The following is a 17,618-nucleotide window of genomic DNA, read 5'->3' on the forward strand; positions in this document are numbered from 1 at the left end:
CCCAGCAGCCACCCGCCCACCACATCCGACGGCCAGTGCACGCCCAGCCACACACGGGTGAGTCCCACACCCGCGACGGAGATCACGGCCAGGGTCATGGCCGTACGCCACACAGCGCGTCCGGCGCCGTAGTCGTGCAGCAGCCACAGCAGCAGGCCGCAGACCACCGTGGCGGTCATGGCATGGCCTGAGGGGAAGGCGGCGTAGTGGGCCGAGTCGACGGGGTCGGGCCATGCCGGGCGGGGGCGGCCGACCAGTGCCTTCAGGGTCTGTTGGAGCAGTGTGCCCAGCGCACATGTGGCCGCCAGCCACAGCGCCGTCCACCATGCTGAACGCCGCCACACCAGCCACACCATGGCGGCCGCACACACGAGGCGCATGGTCAGCGGGTCCCAGACCCAGTCCGTCAGGATGCGGAACGTATGCGTCAAGCCGTGGTTCTCGACCGCCCAGCGATGCGTGGTCCGGGCGATCCGCTCGTCGACGTCGATCAGTGGACGCCACTCCACCGCGACGAGGGTGAGCAGCAGCGCGGAGCACAGGGCGAGGGTGATGCCGGTCTGCCGGAGAGTCGGGCGGGGCGGGTGGTGCATGGAACGATCCTCGCCGACTCGCGGTGGGCGGAGCCAGCCCGGCCCGGGGAGCACATCCCCCGCGTCCTTTGTGTGCCCTGACCGCGGCGCCTTCTCGGCCTTGCCCGGCCCTTCTCGGCCTTGCCCCGGCCCTCCTCAGCCCAGCGCCCGCAACCCCGGCACGAACGCCACCAGTACCGGAACCACCGGCACCAGCGCCGCCGTCGCGGTCCAGCCCAGGCGGCGCATCGCCGTGAGGCGGTCCGGGGGAGTGAGCAGCCGGTTCACCCGCTGCGGAACATGGGCGTGGGGAGTGGGGCACGGTCCGAACACCCCGCGGTCCTCGTTGAGTTCGACCAGTGCGAGGGCGGTCGTGAGGCGGCCGAAGCGCCGGGAGGCCATGTCGTCGGCGGCGAGTTCGACCAGCCGGTGCATCTCGTCCCGGAACGCGGCGAACACCGGCACCTGCGGAAACCCGTTCGCGAGCGCGCCCGAGCAGTGCAGCAGCCAGTCGTGCCGGGCCTGTGCGTGCCCCTGTTCGTGTGCGAGCAGTGAGTCCAGCTGCCGCCCCTTGAGACGCCTCAACGCGGCCGTGGTGATGACCAGTTGGGGCGCGGTACCGGCCATCCACCAGGCGTCCGGCCGCTCCCCCTCCAGGACGACCAGCGGCTCGGCGCCCGGCTCCTCGCCGGGCAACACCGGTGCGCGCACGAGGAGTTCGGCCCTGCGCAGCCGACGCCGTGCCCGGGCCCGTACGACCTCACGGACCAGCATCGCCGCGGTCCACGCTCCGCCGCACGCGAGGGCCACCGCGGTCGTGGCGGCCCAAGGCCCGGTCGTCACCAGGGGATAGGCGTCCACGACCGCGTGCGGGGCGTTGGCGAACACATGGCCGCGCACCGCCTGCCACGCGGCGGCCGCGCTGAGCGTCATCGACAGGGCACAGCACAGGAGGACGGCCGCCACCACGCACTGCCACACCCACAGCGCGAGCACCGGCTCATGGTCCGGCCAGTCGGCCCGGGCGAGCAGCCGTGGGGCGACAACGGCGGCCAAGGCGCCGAGCAGCAACAGTGCCGCGGGGACCATCATGGGAGCACCCTATGAGCGCCGCGGTGATCAGGGGTACGGCTTGTCACGGCAAAGTGACGCAGACCACGATGTCGTACAGCCGCGCCTGTCCTGCCTAGAGCGTCAGCAGCATCGCGACCATGCCGATCCCCATCGACAGCCGGCACGCCCGCGCCAGCTCCGGCCGGTCGCCCCAGCCGACGCTCCCGCCGCCGACGGCCGCGCCGGTCACCGCTCCGGCGACCGGCACCAGCCGGATGCCCGACAGCAGCACGTATCCCACGAAGTAGAGGAGCAACGCGCCCGTCAGGAGCGGGACTCCGGAGTCGCCGTGTTCGTGGTGGTGCGCGGGCGAGGCGGCCATCGCGAGCGCCATGTAGACCATGGCCGCGGTGCCCAGCAGATGGTGCACATGGTGCGGACTCCTGCGCGCCGACCACAGGGCGCGCAGCGCCGCCGCGCCGAACACCGCCGCGTAGCCGGGCCACGCCCAGGACGGTGGCGTGAACACCGCGGCGGGTACCGCCATCGCGGCCATGCCGAAGCCCATCAGCGCCTCGCCGCCCGCGGCCCGGCGCTGTTCCTCGACAGGGCTGCGCATCCGCAGCAGGCAGTAGGCCCCGGTCGCCGCACACAGCGCGACCAACAGCCAGCCGGGCGAAGCCGGTCCACCATGCACGCGCATCCCCCGTTCCGCCTCGGACATCGCTCTCCGTCGACGTTCGGTCACAGGATGCCCGTGCCGCACGGGGCGCAATCAAGCGCAACGGTGTACACGGGGAGCACTCGACGGAGCGCGGCAGGTCAGTGGCGCCCCGGCGGCATGCCCGGCGGAAATATTTCACGAGTAAAACACCTGCTAAACTTACTTCCCATGAGCAGTGCGACCCCCGCCCCCGCCCCACGCGTCCGACGTCTCCCGCTCACCGGCGTACTGCGTCTCGGCCGGCCGTCCGACATCTGGTTCAAGCCCGCGCTCAGCGCGGTCGCCTCGGTCGCCCCGCCCAACCTGACCCTGCTGGCCCTCGGCCGCCTCGACCTGGCGATGTACACGATGGCCGGCTCCTTGTGCGCGCTCTACGCCCACAACAAGCCCTACGCCGCCCGGGCCCGCGCCCTCGTCGGGGTGGTGCTCGGCATGATCGCCGGTCTCGCCGTCGCGCTGGTCACGGCCTCGCTCACCACGAACGCCGTCGTGCTGGTCACGGTCGGCGCCGCCCTGGCCGCCGTACAGAAGGGACTGTGCGACGCGAGCCGGATCGGCCCGCCCGGCAACGTGGTCCTCACCTTCATCAGCTCCGCCTCGCTCTTCGCACCGCAGACACTCGGCCAGGTCCCCGCGCACCTCGCGCTGGCCGCCGCCGCGGGCGCCTGGGCATGGCTCGTCGGCATGGCCCCCGCACTCGTCCGCCCCTACGGCCCCGAGCGCCGCGCCACCGCCCAGGCCCTGAACGCCGCCGCGACGTACGCCGCCACACACGGCACCGGAGACGATGACGCACGCGCGCGTGCCGCCGCCGCGGCGGCCATCCACGCGGCCTGGCACTCCCTCCTCGCCACCGGCAGCCGTACCCCACCCCGACGCGCTCTCGAACGCCTCCTCGTCCGTGCCGAGGTCGCGCTCGCCGCGCCCGCGGACGCCGACCCGGAGCGGCTGCGCACGTGGGCCCGCGAACTGCGCGGCAGGGGACCGGCCCCGCAGACCGACGTCCCGGCCGGCGCCGTGGACGAACTCCTCGGTGTGGACGCCGAACTGGCCGCCCCCGCCCGCCCGTTGTGGACCAGGCTCGGTCCGCTCACCCCGCTCGTGCTGCGCACGGCGCTCGGCTGTGCGCTCGCCGGATACGTGTCCCTCGCCCTCGGTGTCGGCCGCCCTTACTGGGCCCTCGTCACCGCCGCCTCCCTCTACCAGGCGAACATCACGCTCACCTGGGGACGGGGTGTGCAGCGGGTCGTCGGGAACCTCGCCGGGGTGCTCGTCTTCGCCGGGGTCGCGCCGCTCGCTCACGCGCATCCGGCGGCCCTCGTGCTGTGCTGCCTCGCCTTCAACTTCGGTGCGGAGGCGCTGATCGGCCGCAACTACTGGCTCGGCAGCGTGTGTGTGACCCCGATGGCGTTGCTCATCACGGAGTTCGCGCGGGCGCAGCAGCCCGGTGAGCTGATCGCCGAGCGGGTGGTCGACACCCTCGTGGGCGCGCTGGTGGGCCTCGTTGCCGCGGCCGTCGTCACCAACCGGCGCGCGACCGACCGTATCGAGGAGGCGCTGACCGCGGTGGAACGGGCCCGGGAGCGGGCCGCGCGCCTGCTGGCGGAGCAGGCTCCCGCGCCCGGAGCGCTGCGTTCCGCGCACCGCGCGCTCGCCGCCGCGCTCGTCGAACTGCGCGCCACCGTCGACGCCGCGTCCGGCGAGTGGTGGCAGCGCGCCCTGCCGCAGGAGCGGGTCGTGCTCGCCGAACAGTCCGGACACCGTACGCTCGCCGCGACGGTACGACGCCGGGAGTCGCCCTCCTGGCCGACCGCGGACCGGCGTACGGGCGGAAAGACGGAGGGCGTACGGGGATGACGGCAATGAGCGGACGGCCGGTCGACGGGGACGGCGCGGCCCGCCCGATCCCTCCGAGTGCGACCCGGCGGGACACCGTCGCCGCCGTCGTCGGGCAGTGGCAGGCCGTGCACCCCGGCCTCGACACCGGCCCGATGGAGATCATCGGCCGGATCAACCGGTGCGCCGCCCTGCTCCAGCAGGCCGAGGACGCCCCGCTGCGCAGGGCCGGGCTCAGCCGCCCCGAGTTCGACCTGCTCGGCGCGCTCCGCCGCACCGGGCACGAGCTGACGCCGAGCGAGCTGACCCGGGAGACCTTCTCCTCGGGCGCCGCCGTCACCAAGCGCCTCAAGTTGCTGACCGAACGCGGGCTCGTCGAGCGCCGCGGCGACACCCGTGACCGGCGCGTTGCCCACGTCCGTCTCACCGACACCGGCCGCGACCTCGTCGACGCGATCCTGCCCGAGCAGCTCGCCTACGAGACGACCGTGCTCGCCGGTCTGGACACCCCCGGACAGGGCGAACTCGCCTCCCTGCTCGGCGAGTTGCTCGTCCAGCTGGAAGGCCGGCTGGGCATGCTGCGCGTCTGAGCCGCCGCACGCGGGCGCCGACGGACCGTTGACGCGCGTCGCGTGATCTCCCTACGTTCGATCAAGCCGGTCCGGGACACCGACTGACGTACGACATGCCGAACAAGGGATTGATGCCGTGGCAGCCGCAGCCTCCGCCGCTCCTGTTTCCGGGAACCTCACCGTCGACCTCGGCACCGACACGGGCCCCTTCCACGGAGGCGCGAGCGGCACGCTCTACGGCCTGTACGGCGACGGCGTCCCCAGCCGCAACGCCGTCGAGGGCATGTACGTCCGCACGGTCTCCACCAAGGCCCAGGACGGCACCCAGCACCCGGGCGCCGACGCCCTGGAGACCCTCCGCCCCTTCGTCGAGGCGGGCGGCCAGGACGTCTACGTCTACATGACCGACATCTACCGCGGCTTCCCCTACGAATGGCCCGGTGACACCGGAGCCGAGCGCCTCGCCGACTTCACGGCCCGCGTCCGCCGCCAGGTCGACCAGGTGCTGACCCTCGGCGCCTACAAGTCCCATGTCGTGTACGTCCCGTTCAACGAGCCCGAGGGCAACATGTTCGGCACGGGGGAGTGGAGCTACGACCAGGTCTCCTGGCGCACCGAACCGCGCCCCTACTTCGCCGCCTGGCGGGACGTCTACCGCCTCATCAAGGAACTCGACCCGGGCGCCCGCATCGCCGGCCCCAACACCTGCCTCCTGTACGACGAGGTCAGGGGCTTCCTGGAGTTCGCCCGGGCCGAGGACGTACTGCCCGACGTGATCACCTGGCACGAGCTGTCCTCGCCCGACGCGATCCGCACGAGCGTCGCCAAGTACCGTGCGCTGGAGCGGGAGTTGGGCATCGGCCCGCTCCCCGTCAACATCAACGAGTACGCCCACAACTACCACTTGTCCGTCCCGGGCCAGATGATCCAGTGGATCGCCGCGATCGAGGAGTCCAAGGTCGACGCCGACATGGCGTACTGGAACATCGACGGCAACCTCAACGACTCGGTGGTGGAGGCCAACAAGGGCAACGGCCAGTGGTGGCTGTTCAACGCCTACGGGCAGTTCACGGGCAACACCGTCCAGGTCGCCGCGCCCCGCCCCAACGTCCAGTACACGCTCCAAGGCGTCGCCGCGCTCGACCGCGCCAAGCGGCAGGCGCGGGTGCTGCTCGGCGGCGCGGGCGGATCGGCGGACGTCGTGTTCGAGCACGTCGACCCCGAAGTCTTCGGTACGACCGTCCACGCGCGGCTCCTTGAGATCCCCTGGACAGGCCAAGTCGGCGCCTCCGCGCAGCCGTTGAGGCTCGCGGATCGTGAACTCCCCATCCTGGACGGCAAAGTGACGCTGCGTCTGACCGACCTGGACGCGATGTCGGCCTACCAGGTGATCCTGTCTCCGGGCGGCAAGGGGGCCGTAACGCTGCCGCCATCGGTCGGCTGGCGGCGTTCGTACCAGGCGGAGGACGCGGCCTACATCGGTGACGGCCACTCGCTGAACGGGCCCGAGGGGTCCCCGTCCGACGTCGACAAGTTCGCGGGCTCGACCGGCTACCACGTGGGCGGACTCCGCACCGGTTCCGACGGCGTGCTCGTCTTCTCCGTGGAGGTCCCGTGGGACGGAACCTACGACGTGAGCGTCTTCGCCAACTCCTACAACCTGGCCGACACGGTGCGCGAGCAGGGACCCACCAACGTGTTCCTGCGCGTCGACGGCGGGGATCCGCGGGAACTCCGGCTGCCGCTCGGCTACAAGTGGGCGGTGTGGGGCCACACCGACACCCGGGTGGAACTGACCGCCGGCGCGCACACGATCACCCTCGCCGCGCAGGACCATGACCTCGGTGTCACGCGGGGCGACGCGGTCGTCGACCGGCTCGACCTCGCCCTGCGCGACGACCAGGTGACCGCACCCGCGCTGTACGACGCCGAGTTCGCGGCCCTGGCGGGTGGCGCTCGCGTGGACTACGGGCAGCTCGGAGCCTCGGGACCCGGTGTCGTCGTACTGCCGCGGGGCGGCACCGCCACGTTCTGGGTGCACGCGGCGGAGGACGGGGAGGCAGCTGTGACCGTCGATCGGATCGGCCCCGGGGAGGGCGAGTTGACGATCAACGGCGAGAACGTTGGGATTGTTGAACGATCCCCGGCTCCTCTGTTCCTCACGTCGGGCATCAACAAGGTCACCGTCACCGCCACTTCGGACCAACTCGTCCTGGACCGCCTCCAGACAGGCCCCTCACGCGGCCTCCTCCCCACCTCCACGTACCCGGCCGAGGACGGCACCACGACCGGCAGCGCCCGGGTCACCGGCGCCTATACCTTCGCCACGGGCGGCAAGGCGGTCGAGGGCATCGGCGGCGGCCCCGCGAACGCCCTCACGCTCACCGTGACGGCGGAGCGGTCCGGCCGTCACGCGCTCACGATCCGCTACTCCAACGGCGAGCAGGCGCCCGCCACCCACTACAACCCGGACCCGGTCTGCCGCCACGCCGACATCGCGGTCAACGGTGCCGTCCCGCAGCGCGTCCTGTTCCCGACCACCTTCCACTTCAACAACTTCCACGACCTCTCCGTCCCCGCCACCCTCGACCAGGGCGCCAACACCCTCACCTTCACCGCCGACGAACTCCCGGACCACGACGGCCACTCCAGGAACCAGTACGGCCAACGCTCCGCGTACGCACCGGTGATCGACCGGGTGACGGTGACGCCGCTGGCGTGACACCGAAGGTGCCGGGGCGCCAGAGGACCTCGGTCGCCGTGCGGCGGTAGCCGGAGCGCCGGTCGTCGATGTCGGCCCATCAGCCAGGCCAGCGCGACCTGGGCCGGACTCCAGCCGCCCTGTCCGGCGATCTCCAGGACGGCGGAAATGACGTCCTCCTCCCGCGAGTTCGGCTTGTCGCCCCAACTGTCGAGCCGACCCGCCTCACCCCGGCGGTACTTGCCAGTGAGCTTTCCGGCCGCCAACGGCGCCCACGCCGGCACCGCCTGCCCGAACGCCCTTGCCTGCGGCAGCAGTTCACGCTCTGGTGTCCGCTCCAACAGGTTGTAGCGCAGCTGCGAACCGGCGAACGAGGTCCAAACCCCTCACGGCCAGCACGAACTCCTCGCGCCGTCCTTCCAGCAGTTCACCGAGTATCCGCTCCGACTCGCCGCCAGAGTAGATGTCGGCCGTGTCGACGAACTGTCCTACTGGGCAGGCGCCCTCAACCCTCCTCGTCCGCATACACCCCGAACATCGCCCCCTGCGGATCCCGCAGCACCGCAATCCGCCGCACGTTCCCGATGGACGTCGGCTCCATCAGGACCGTGCCGCCCGCCTCCGTAGCCGATGCGGCGGTGGCGTCGACGTCCGACACCGCGAAGTACGGCAGCCAGTGCGGAGGCACCTCCGGTGGGAACTTCGCGTCCATCGTCATCATGCCGCCGAAGTCGGCGCCGTCGATGCCCCATTGCGGGTAGTGCTCCGAGGGACGGACGGTCCAGCCGAACACGGTCGTGTAGAAGGTCTGGGCCCGCTCGGGCGCCCGCGTCAGCAGTTCCACCCAGCCCAGCGCGCCGGGCGCGTTGAACAGCCCGGCACCCGGGAAGGTCCGCGCCTGCCACATCTGGAACACGGCGCCGCCCGGGTCGAGTGCGACCGCGAAGCGCCCGATGTCGAACACGTCGATCGGTTCCATCAGCAGGGTCCCGCCCGCCGCGCGCACCTGCTCCGCCGTCGCGTCGGAGTCCGCCACCGCGAACGACACGTTCCACGCCACCGGCTGCGACTCCTGGAACAGCGGTGTCAGCGCGGCGACCGCCGCGTCACCGATGTGCGCGACCGTGTAACCGCCCGCCTCCGGCCTGGGATCGGTCTCCGGACGCCAGCCGAACACGTCCGAGTAGAACCGCTTGGCCGCCTCCAGATCACTGGTCCCGAGCTCTGTCCAGCAGGGTCCACCGATCACCGGCCTGTCGAGCTTCATGGCGTTCCTCTTCCGCAGAAAGCTCCCCTCCCAGCACGCTAAGCCCCGGCCGCGACCCCGGCCATCCGGCGCGGAAACGGCGCCGTGGTCGTCGTAGACCTACATCCCCGGCCGGTACCTCAGCGGATGATCCGCGGGCACCTCCACCAGCACGATCCGTGTCCCGTCCGGATCCGAGATCCACATCTCCACCAGCCCCCAGGGTTCCTTCACCGGCGGTCGCGCGATCTCGACCCCCTTCGCCCGCAGCTCCTCGTGCGCGGCGCCCGCGTCCGCGACCTGCAGCCACAGCTGTACGGCGGGGGAGGGCGGGGTGTCGGCGCGGCCGGAGACCTCCAGGAAGCCGCCGCCGAGGAAATAGACGGTCCCGCGTTCCGGACCTGTGCCGAACTCGCGGTAGACGGGCAGGGCCAACCGCTCGCCGTAGAAGGCGCGGGAGCGTTCGGGATCGGTGGGGCGCAGCAGGATGCGGCTGCTCAGTACGTGCACCATGCGGCCGGAGCCTAGCCTCCAGGGGCGCGTTACCCTCGTCTCTGCCTGAGCCGCGCCCTGATCGGAGTTGTGCACCATGGACACCGCCGCCACCGGACTGACCTTCCGCGACGCCACCGACGCCGATGCGGACGCCCTCGTCGTGCTGATCGAGTCGGCCTATCGAGGGGACGACAGCCGTGCCGGTTGGACCACCGAGGCGGACATCCTCGAAGGGCAGCGGACCGATCCCGAAGGCGTGCTGGCGGTCATCAAGTCGCCGGACAGCCGGCTGCTCGTCGTCGAGCGCGAGGGACGGGTCGTCGCCTGCTGCCAGCTCGAACACCGCGGCGACCACGCCTACTTCGGGATGTTCGCCGTCAGTCCGCAGCTCCAGGGCGGCGGCCTCGGCAAGGTCATCATCGCCGAGGCGGAGCGCACCGCCCGGGAGACCTGGGGTGTGCGGGAGATGCACATGACCGTGATCTCCGTACGGAACGACCTCATCGCCTGGTACGAGCGCCGCGGCTATCGCCGTACGGGCCGGATGACCCCGTTCCCGTACGGCGACGAGCGGTTCGGCATTCCGCAGCGCGACGACCTTCAGTTCGAGCTGCTGCTCAAGGAACTCGCCTGATTTCTACGGCCGTTCGGTCCGCTACGCCGTGAAGCGGCCCGTGCGTTTGATCTCCGGGTAGTCGGTGGTCGCGCCGTCCAGACCCAGGGCGCGGACGAGCCGCAGCTGGTCCTGTGTGTTCACCACCCAGCCGATGATCTTCAAGTCCGCCTTGCGGGCCGCCTCGACGACCTCCAGGGTCAGCCGGCGGATGTTGAGGCAGACCGTTTCGGCACCGGCCTCGGTGGCGCGCTCCACCACGTCGGGGCCGAAGCGGCTGGCGATCAGCGCGGTGCGCACGCCGGGCACCAGGCGGGCGATCTCGGCGATCGCCTCGTCGTGGAACGAGGACACCTCGACCCGCTCCACCAGGTTCCGCCGGTGCATGACCTCGGCCAGCGCCCGTGCCGCCGCCAGGTCCTTGATCTCGGCCTGGACCGGCGACTTGACCGCGTCCAGAACCTCTTCGAAGGTCGGCACGCGCTCGCCGCGCCCCGCGTCCAGGGTGCGCAGCTCGCCGAGGGTCCGCTCGGCGATCGGACCGGTCCCGTCGGTCGTGCGGTCCACGTCGGCGTCGTGCATGACGACGAGGGCGCCGTCCTTGCTCAGATGCAGATCGAGTTCGATGACATCGAGGCCGGCCTGCTCGGCGGCGACGAAGGAACGGAGAGTGTTCTCGGGTTCGAGACCCATGACTCCGCGGTGACCGATGGTAAGGAAGTTCAAGGTTCAACTCGCTTCCGTCGACGGCGGCTCGGCGCGCGCGCGTGGGCGCGGCCGGACACCGGCGTCCACGCGGCAGAGCCGCAGCCTAATGGCCGGGCCCGGCGTTGTACCCGTGCGTACGCGGGGGATTGGGGGCGACGGCCGGGGTGTACCTGGAGCTTACTGCGCGCCGCCGTCACTCAGGGGTGGGCGAGTCCCGTGGGCGTTGACCGAAACCGGCTCCCGGTCGCGGGCGGCGCCTCGCTTACCCCGCGGCAGCGGAAGTAGTCGCCTTCTTTGTGTCTGGCAGGAAAAAAGGCGGTGACGGTCCGGGTCGCGCAGGATAATTTGCGGATCGCTCACTTGCTGGGAGAAACCACGAACGCATACGGTGTCCATACGCGAGGTTCTCCCGTGGAGGATGGGACATGACGGAAATTCTTGTGCAGGTGGGTTCTGAGGAGCGGGTTCGTCCCGCGGCCAGGGTGGTGGAGCATCCGGCATGGCCCGTGCTCAAGGATGCCGTGGAGCGGATCCGGCCATGGCAGTCGAAGGACGGCTCGATCGACTTCGAGGTCGAGAGCGCCCCGGACCGTGCGGACGTCGACTCCGCCATGCACCAGGTGATCGGTGCCGTGGAGGAGCTTTCCCCGTTGCTCCCGCATGACGCGGCCTATCACGCGGCGCTCGTCAGGGATCTCGCGGAATGGGCCGCCGCCGACTTCCCGGTGCCCGACTTCCTCGACTCGCTGCTGGCCTTCCAGCCCGCCGCGAACCGCCGGGACGGACTCCAGCACCTGGTCGTCTTCCCGATGTACACGCAGAACGGCAACCCGGACCGCAACCTCGAAGCGGTCGTCCTGCGCATGGTCTGGCCCGACTGGCTGGCCGAGCTGGAGGCGACCCGCTACGACAACCCGCTGTTCTGCGGCATCACCTTCGAGGACTTCACCTCCGGCTACGACACCAACTCGGCCGTGCTCTTCCCGGAGACCATCGCCGTACGGCAGGCGCCGGAACGGTTCTCCTGGGGCGGCATCTTCTGCGACCGCGAGGCCGCCCGCTTCCGCCGGGTCACCGAGGCCGCCGTGGACATCCTGGGCATGCGACTGCCCGAGGACGTCGCCACGATGGTCGACGACCAGAAGCGCTGCGAGGAGGCCTTCGTCCTGTGGGACATGGTCCACGACCGCACCCACAGCCATGGCGACCTGCCCTTCGACCCGTTCATGATCAAGCAGCGCCAGCCGTTCTGGATGTACGGCCTCGAAGAGCTGCGCTGCGACCTCACCGCCTTCAAGGAGGCGGTGAAGCTGGAGGCCGACGGCGTCCCGCAGGCCCGTGACGTGCAGTACGCGGTCCTCTGCGACCGCATGTTCCGCTTCCCGGTCACCGGCGAGCGCGTGCGCAACTACGACGGTCTCGGCGGCCAGCTCCTCTTCGCCTACCTCCACAAGCACGACGTCGTCCGCTGGACCGACAACAAGCTGCACATCGACTGGCAGCGTGCCCCCGAGGTCACCAACCAGCTGTGCGCCGAGATCGAGGACCTCTACCGCGCGGGCATCGACCGCCCCAAGCTCGTCCACTGGTTCAAGGCCTACGAGCTGGTCGCGACCTACCTCGCCCCGCACCCGGGCTCCCGCTGGGCCAAGGGCCCGGACGCCCTGGACCTGAGCCTGCCGCCGCGGAAACTCGTGGATGACGTGCTTCCGGACGAGTTTCCGCTGAGCATGTTCTATGAGGCACTCTCCAAGAAGCTGAAGAACGTGATCGCGTCGACCCGGGGCATCACGGCGGAGAGCGCCGAGCGGATCGCCGCGTGAGCGGCCGCACCACAGAACTGGCTCAGGAGGCGAGGACCATGGGGAACGGGGCGCTCAACGGCGCGGTGATCGCGGTGGCCGGAGCGGGCGGGCCCGCGGGCCGGGCCGTGCTGCTGCGGCTGGCCGAGGCCGGCGCGACCGTCGTCGGCGCGGACGCGCATCCCGAACGCCTGGCGGAGGCCGTGGACGCGGCCCGCTACGCGCACGGCGGCGCGACCGTCGTCGGGGACACCGTCGACCTGCTCGACCCGCGGGCGACCCGCGACTGGGCCGAACACATCGAGAAGGACTTCGGCCGCGTCGACGGCCTGGTCCACCTCGTCGGCGGCTGGCGCGGCAGCGCCACCTTCACCGAGACCGACCTCGCCGACTGGGACCTGCTGGAGAAGCTCCTCATCCGCACCGTCCAGCACACCTCCCTGGCCTTCTACGACGGCCTGGAGCGCAGCGACCGCGGGCGCTATCTGCTGATCAGCGCGGCGGGCGCGAGCAAGCCCACGGCCGGCAACGCGGCATACTCCGCCTCCAAGGCCGCCGCCGAGGCCTGGACCCTCGCCATGGCCGACGGCTTCCGCAAGACCGGCGGCGAGGACGGGCCCAGCTCCGCGGCCGCCGTCATGGTGGTGAAGGCGCTGGTGCACGACGCGATGCGCGCCGAGCGACCCAACGCGAAGTTCGCGGGCTTCACCGACGTCAAGGACCTCGCCGAGGCCATCGCCGGCGTCTGGGACAAGCCCGCCACCGAAGTGAACGGAAACCGTCTGTGGCTGACCGAGAAGCCGTGAACCCTCCGAAGACCGACGCCCGTCGCCATCACGACCCGGAGATCCGCGGCTTCGCCAGCGACAACTACGCCGGTGCCCACCCCGAGGTGCTCGCCGCCCTGGCCCTGGCCAACGGCGGCCACCAGGTCGCGTACGGCGAGGACGACTACACCGAGAACCTCCAGGGCATCATCCGCAGCCACTTCGGCGCCACGGCGGAAGCCTTCCCGGTCTTCAACGGCACCGGCGCGAACGTCGTCGCGCTCCAAGCGGTCACCGACCGCTGGGGCGCGGTGATCTGCGCCGAGAGCGCCCACATCAACGTCGACGAGGGCGGCGCCCCCGAACGCATGGGCGGCCTGAAACTCCTCACGGTCCCCACCCCCGACGGCAAGCTCACACCCGAACTGATCGACAAGCAGGCCTACGGCTGGGACGACGAGCACCGTGCGATGCCGCAGGTCGTCTCGATCACCCAGAGCACCGAACTCGGCACCCTCTACACGCCCGACGAGATCCGCGCGATCTGCGACCACGCCCATGCCCACGGCATGAAGGTCCACCTCGACGGTTCCCGGATAGCCAACGCGGCGGCGTCCCTGGATGTCCCCATGCGGACGTTCACCAACGCGGTCGGCGTCGACATCCTCTCCCTGGGCGGGACGAAGAACGGCGCGATCTTCGGCGAGGCGGTCGTCGTCATCAACCAGGACGCCGTCAACCACATGAAGCACCTGCGCAAGCTGTCCATGCAGCTCGCCTCCAAGATGCGCTTCGTTTCAGTGCAGTTGGAGGCCCTGCTCGCCAAGGACCTGTGGTTGCGCAACGCCCGCCACGCCAACGAGATGGCCCAGCGCCTCGCCGAGGGCGTCCGCGCGGTGCACGGCGTGGAGATCCTCTACCCGGTGCAGGCCAACGGCGTCTTCGCCCGCCTCCCGCACGACGTGAGCGAACGCCTTCAGAAGCGCTTCCGCTTCTACTTCTGGAACGAGGCCGCCGGCGACGTCCGCTGGATGTGCGGCTTCGACACGACCGAGGACGACGTGGACGCGTTCGTGGCGGCGCTCAAGGAGGAGATGGCCCGCTAGGCCTCCCGGCTCGGAGTCGGGTTGCGTTGTGCATAGATATGCGTTCCTATGAAAAGTCATTGACTCTCGGGTGATCGCTTTCCTATGCTCTGCAACCATGGAGCTGATCCAGAACACCCCCGACCTGTCCGCGTACTTGGCTGCCGACGAGGCCATCGACCACGGCCATCCCCTCGTGCGGGAGACGGCCGCGCGTCTCGCCAGGAGTGCCGCGGACTCGTATGGCTATGCACGGCTGGCGTTCGAGTACGTGCGGGACGACATTCCCCACTCGCAGGACTCCGGCGACCCGCGCGTCACCTGGCGGGCCTCCGACGTCCTGGAGCAGGGCACCGGCATCTGCTACGCCAAGGCGCACGCGCTGGCCGCGCTGCTGCGGGCCGAGGACATTCCTACGGCGCTCTGCTACCAGAAGTTCGACGTGGTGCACGGGTTGGTCGCCGTGCGCTTCAACGGGGCCTGGCACCGTCAGGACCCGCGTGGCAACAAGCCGGGTGTGGACGCGCAGTTCTCGCTCGACGGCGAGCGGCTGGCCTTCGTGCCCGATCCCGAGTTCAATGAGGTGGACTATCCGGTCCTGTACGCTGAACCGCACCCGGTCGTGCTGAGCGCCCTCAAGGCCGCCCCCGACCGGGCGCACCTGTGGCAGACGCTCCCGACCGCACTCTGAGGCAATTCATGACGCTCACGCTGACCGTGTCCGACGAAGTCCGCGCCCTCGCGCCCGGTTTCACCCATGTCGCGATCGAGGCCCATGGACTGGTCAACGGGCCGAGCACCGAAGCGAGTTCGGCGCTCCTCGGCGACGCGGCCCGCCGTCTCGCCGTACGACTGGACGGGCGTGCCCCGCACGAGGACCCGCACATGGTGGCCTGGCGGGAGGTGTACACGGCGTTCGGGTCGAAGCCGTCGCGGACCCGTAACTCGGCGGAGGCGCTGGCCAAGAGGGCGCTTTCCGATGGCGGGTTGCCCCGGATCAATGTGCTGGTCGACCTCTACAACGCCATCAGCGTCGCCCATTTGATCCCCGTGGGTGGTGAGGACACCGACCGCATCCAGGGTGCGATGACCCTCCAACGAGCCGTCGGGGACGAGGAGTTCGTGACCGTCGCGGGCGGCGAGGAGGTCGTCGAACACCCCGACGCGGGCGAGGTCGTGTGGTGTGACGCGGCCGGTGTCACGTGCCGCCGCTGGAACTGGCGGCAGGGGCCGCGCACCAGGCTCACGGAGGAAACGACCTCCGCCGTCTTCCTGTTGGAGAGTCTGGCGCCGATGCCGGTCGCCGAGGTCGAGCGCGCCGGCGCCGAACTGGCCGAACTGCTGGAGAAGTTCAGCCCCGGGGCGCGGATCACCGTCCACGCCCCGGTGTGACGATTCAGCGGGCCTGGGCCTCGGCCGCCTTGACCTCTTCGGGGGTCGGTGCCGTGCCGCCGAGGTGGGCCGGCATCCACCAGGTGTCGTCCGGGCCGTTGGGCCGTACCGGATAAGCGCGTTGGGCGGCTTCGAGGAGTTCCTGGATGCGCTCACGCAGGCGGCGGGTGATCGCGCCCGCGTACTGGTCCTGCGGGGCCTCCACCGGCTCGCCGACCCGGATGGTGATCGGGGTGTGGCTGCGCTTGAAGTTCTTCGGGTGCCCCTTGGTCCACAGACGCTGGGTGCCCCACAGCGCCATCGGGATCAGCGGGACGCCGGCCTCCTGGGCCATGCGCGCGGCACCCGACTTGAAGCTCTTCAGGGTGAAGGACTGGGAGATCGTCGCCTCGGGGAAGACGCCGACGATCTCGCCGGACCGCAGCGAGTCCAGCGCGTGCTGGTAGGCCGTCTCGCCCTGCTTGCGGTCCACCGGGATGTGCTTCATGCCGCGCATCAGCGGACCGGAGATCTTGTGCCGGAACACCGACTCCTTGGCCATGAAGCGCACGAGGCGCTTCTGCGGCAGGGCGGCCAGACCGTCGAAGATGAAGTCCAGGTAGCTGATGTGGTTGCTGACCAGCACGGCGCCGCCCGAGCGCGGAATGTTCTCCGACCCCTTGCAGTCGATCTTGAGGTCCCAGGCCTTGAACAGCGTTTGGGCGAGACCGATGACGGGGCGGTAGACAAGCTCAGCCATGGACGGGGTGGACCCTTCTCTCTGCCTGGAAGGGGTTCTCCGGGCGGGAAAGTTACGCAGCCGTAGGTTTACGGCATTGCGCAGATCGTGCCCCAAGAACGGACGAGTGGCCAGTCCTCGTGCCGCAGAACGGCGAGATCCTCGTCACTTCCATCACTTGATCCACCTCGGCCTTTTAAGTTTCCTTTACTGTGCGCGAACTGTCACTCGACGCACGAGCAGGTACATCTCGCACCCCAGGCAGTACCCGAACGCGGCATTGAGGAACGCGGCCGCCAGCGCGGCCCCGGTCGCCGCCAGTCCCAGCCAGTCGGGACCCAGGCCGAAACCGACCAGTCCCACCCCGGCGAAGACCAGCCCGACCGCCTGCGCGAACCGCGGCGGCTCCGGTGACTCGAACTCGGCCGGCGGTCCGATCCGCGGCCGTACGGCCTTCCGGAACAGCCAGCCGTACGGCGAACGGCCTACGCCGCCCGCCGCGCCCAGCGCGAACGCCAGGGTCTGCCAGGCCAGCAGCCAGAAGCTGCCGGTGATCAGCACGACCGCCAGTACCGCGGTCGTCAGGGCCGCCCCGAAGCGTGGCCCTCTTACGTCGATGTCCATGAATCAAGGATTCCGCACGGGAAAGGATTCGTGGTGCCGGGAATCTTTGCAGTCTCGTGAACGCTGGAAGGGTCGATGAGCGGACTTGTGGTGTGCGTGGTGGTGCTCGCGGCGGCGAGTGCCTACGGAGTGCTGCATCGGCGGCGGAGCGGGAGAGTACGCGTGCGTGGGCGCGACGGCGGAAAACGGCTCGGCGCCGCCGAACTGGGCGGCGACCTCGGCGAGAAGGCCACCCTGGTGCAGTTCTCCAGCGCCTTCTGCGCGCCCTGCCGGGCCACGCGCCGGGTGCTGGGCGAGGTGGCCGGCATGGTCCCCGGGGTGAGCCATATCGAGATCGACGCCGAGGACCATCTGGACCTCGTACGGGAACTCGACATCCTGAAGACCCCCACTGTGCTGGTCCTCGATGCCGACGGGCGGGTCGTACGGCGTGCCACCGGCCTCCCCCGCAAGGCGGATGTCATCGCGGCTCTGGGGGAGGCGGTCTGACGGTCGTGAGGACGACGGTGAGTCATCTCCCATATGCCGGAACGTACTTGACTGTGCGCACCACCTATCGTCAGCCTGACCGTATGCCTTCGGAACTCCTTCTCTACGGGCGGGTGCACGTCGACCTGGCCCGCACCGCGAGCGCGCGCTGTCCGGGCTGTTGAGCAGCACGGCCCCCTCCCCCACTCTCGGCTTCGCTCGAGCGGGGGGACCCCCAGCCC

The 17,618-nt window shown here is 70.5% G+C and carries 18 protein-coding genes and 1 pseudogene; 10 read left to right on the plus strand and 9 right to left on the minus strand.

The genetic code is table 11. The annotated features are described in order from the left end of the window. The 3 genes from AC31A1_RS27475 to AC31A1_RS27485 all read right to left on the minus strand — a co-directional run. On the minus strand, positions 1–593 hold a 593-nt coding region (locus AC31A1_RS27475), incomplete at its 3' end, for a phosphatase PAP2 family protein (RefSeq protein ID WP_489655901.1). Positions 594–728: 135 nt separating this feature from the next. Next, positions 729–1,664, minus strand: a complete 936-nt coding sequence (locus tag AC31A1_RS27480; protein WP_489655902.1) for a M56 family metallopeptidase — start codon at positions 1,662–1,664, stop codon at positions 729–731. Positions 1,665–1,758: 94 nt separating this feature from the next. Then, on the minus strand, positions 1,759–2,349 hold the full coding sequence (locus tag AC31A1_RS27485) for a DUF5134 domain-containing protein (protein ID WP_489655903.1): 591 nt from the start codon (positions 2,347–2,349) through the stop codon (positions 1,759–1,761). Between the two features lie 168 nt (positions 2,350–2,517). Here AC31A1_RS27485 and AC31A1_RS27490 point away from each other — a divergent pair, with 168 nt between their 5' ends. The 3 genes from AC31A1_RS27490 to AC31A1_RS27500 all read left to right on the plus strand — a co-directional run bounded on the left by AC31A1_RS27490 (position 2,518) and on the right by AC31A1_RS27500 (position 7,479). After that, complete coding sequence (locus tag AC31A1_RS27490; RefSeq protein WP_489655904.1) at positions 2,518–4,206, plus strand: FUSC family protein; 1,689 nt, start codon at positions 2,518–2,520, stop codon at positions 4,204–4,206. Then, on the plus strand, positions 4,203–4,775 hold the full coding sequence (locus tag AC31A1_RS27495; RefSeq protein WP_489655905.1) for a MarR family winged helix-turn-helix transcriptional regulator: 573 nt from the start codon (positions 4,203–4,205) through the stop codon (positions 4,773–4,775). Before AC31A1_RS27490 ends, AC31A1_RS27495 begins: the two co-directional genes overlap by 4 nt. A gap of 118 nt (positions 4,776–4,893) precedes the next feature. After that, a complete protein-coding gene (locus AC31A1_RS27500) occupies positions 4,894–7,479 on the plus strand; it encodes a cellulosome protein (RefSeq protein ID WP_489655906.1) in 2,586 nt (861 codons plus the stop codon). A gap of 71 nt (positions 7,480–7,550) precedes the next feature. On the opposite strand, the pseudogene AC31A1_RS27505 reads toward AC31A1_RS27500, so the two are convergent. From AC31A1_RS27505 to AC31A1_RS27515, 3 genes and pseudogenes are all read right to left on the minus strand, one after another. After that, positions 7,551–7,947, minus strand: a pseudogene (locus AC31A1_RS27505) (aldo/keto reductase); the annotation flags it as partial. A gap of 16 nt (positions 7,948–7,963) precedes the next feature. Beyond that, entirely contained in the window at positions 7,964–8,725 is a 762-nt protein-coding gene (locus AC31A1_RS27510) for a VOC family protein (RefSeq protein ID WP_489655907.1), read from the minus strand. Between the two features lie 99 nt (positions 8,726–8,824). After that, positions 8,825–9,217, minus strand: a complete 393-nt coding sequence (locus AC31A1_RS27515) for a VOC family protein (protein WP_489655908.1) — start codon at positions 9,215–9,217, stop codon at positions 8,825–8,827. A 76-nt stretch (positions 9,218–9,293) separates the two neighbouring features. Between AC31A1_RS27515 and AC31A1_RS27520 the strand changes: the two genes are divergently transcribed. After that, entirely contained in the window at positions 9,294–9,833 is a 540-nt protein-coding gene (locus AC31A1_RS27520; RefSeq protein WP_489655909.1) for a GNAT family N-acetyltransferase, read from the plus strand. A 21-nt stretch (positions 9,834–9,854) separates the two neighbouring features. Here AC31A1_RS27520 and AC31A1_RS27525 read toward each other — a convergent pair whose 3' ends face one another. Then, complete coding sequence (locus AC31A1_RS27525) at positions 9,855–10,538, minus strand: glycerophosphodiester phosphodiesterase (RefSeq protein ID WP_327405863.1); 684 nt, start codon at positions 10,536–10,538, stop codon at positions 9,855–9,857. A gap of 407 nt (positions 10,539–10,945) precedes the next feature. On the opposite strand from AC31A1_RS27525, the gene AC31A1_RS27530 reads away from it, so the two are divergent. The 5 genes from AC31A1_RS27530 (at position 10,946) to AC31A1_RS27550 (ending at position 15,566) form a co-directional block, all read left to right on the plus strand. Beyond that, positions 10,946–12,343: a DUF6421 family protein gene (locus AC31A1_RS27530; RefSeq protein WP_489655910.1), complete on the plus strand. Its 1,398-nt coding sequence runs from the start codon at positions 10,946–10,948 to the stop codon at positions 12,341–12,343. 38 nt (positions 12,344–12,381) lie between these two features. After that, a complete protein-coding gene (locus AC31A1_RS27535) occupies positions 12,382–13,128 on the plus strand; it encodes an SDR family NAD(P)-dependent oxidoreductase (RefSeq protein WP_489655911.1) in 747 nt (248 codons plus the stop codon). Continuing rightward, positions 13,125–14,195 (plus strand): threonine aldolase family protein, encoded by a 1,071-nt coding sequence (locus AC31A1_RS27540; protein WP_489655912.1) that lies wholly within the window; start codon positions 13,125–13,127, stop codon positions 14,193–14,195. Before AC31A1_RS27535 ends, AC31A1_RS27540 begins: the two co-directional genes overlap by 4 nt. 97 nt (positions 14,196–14,292) lie before the next feature. Next, entirely contained in the window at positions 14,293–14,865 is a 573-nt protein-coding gene (locus AC31A1_RS27545) for a transglutaminase domain-containing protein (RefSeq protein ID WP_489655913.1), read from the plus strand. Between the two features lie 8 nt (positions 14,866–14,873). Beyond that, positions 14,874–15,566, plus strand: a complete 693-nt coding sequence (locus AC31A1_RS27550; protein ID WP_489655914.1) for a B3/B4 domain-containing protein — start codon at positions 14,874–14,876, stop codon at positions 15,564–15,566. 4 nt (positions 15,567–15,570) lie between these two features. On the opposite strand, the gene AC31A1_RS27555 is transcribed toward AC31A1_RS27550, so the two are convergent. After that, positions 15,571–16,305, minus strand: a complete 735-nt coding sequence (locus tag AC31A1_RS27555; protein ID WP_489655915.1) for a lysophospholipid acyltransferase family protein — start codon at positions 16,303–16,305, stop codon at positions 15,571–15,573. A gap of 186 nt (positions 16,306–16,491) precedes the next feature. Beyond that, positions 16,492–16,908: a DUF4395 domain-containing protein gene (locus tag AC31A1_RS27560; RefSeq protein WP_489655916.1), complete on the minus strand. Its 417-nt coding sequence runs from the start codon at positions 16,906–16,908 to the stop codon at positions 16,492–16,494. Positions 16,909–16,983: 75 nt separating this feature from the next. On the opposite strand from AC31A1_RS27560, the gene AC31A1_RS27565 reads away from it, so the two are divergent. Beyond that, positions 16,984–17,397 carry a TlpA family protein disulfide reductase gene (locus tag AC31A1_RS27565; protein WP_318014728.1) on the plus strand — a complete coding sequence of 138 codons (414 nt, stop codon included), beginning with the start codon at positions 16,984–16,986 and terminating at the stop codon, positions 17,395–17,397. Positions 17,398–17,618 lie beyond the last annotated feature (221 nt).

This window comes from Streptomyces sp. P5F9, from assembly GCF_057961495.1.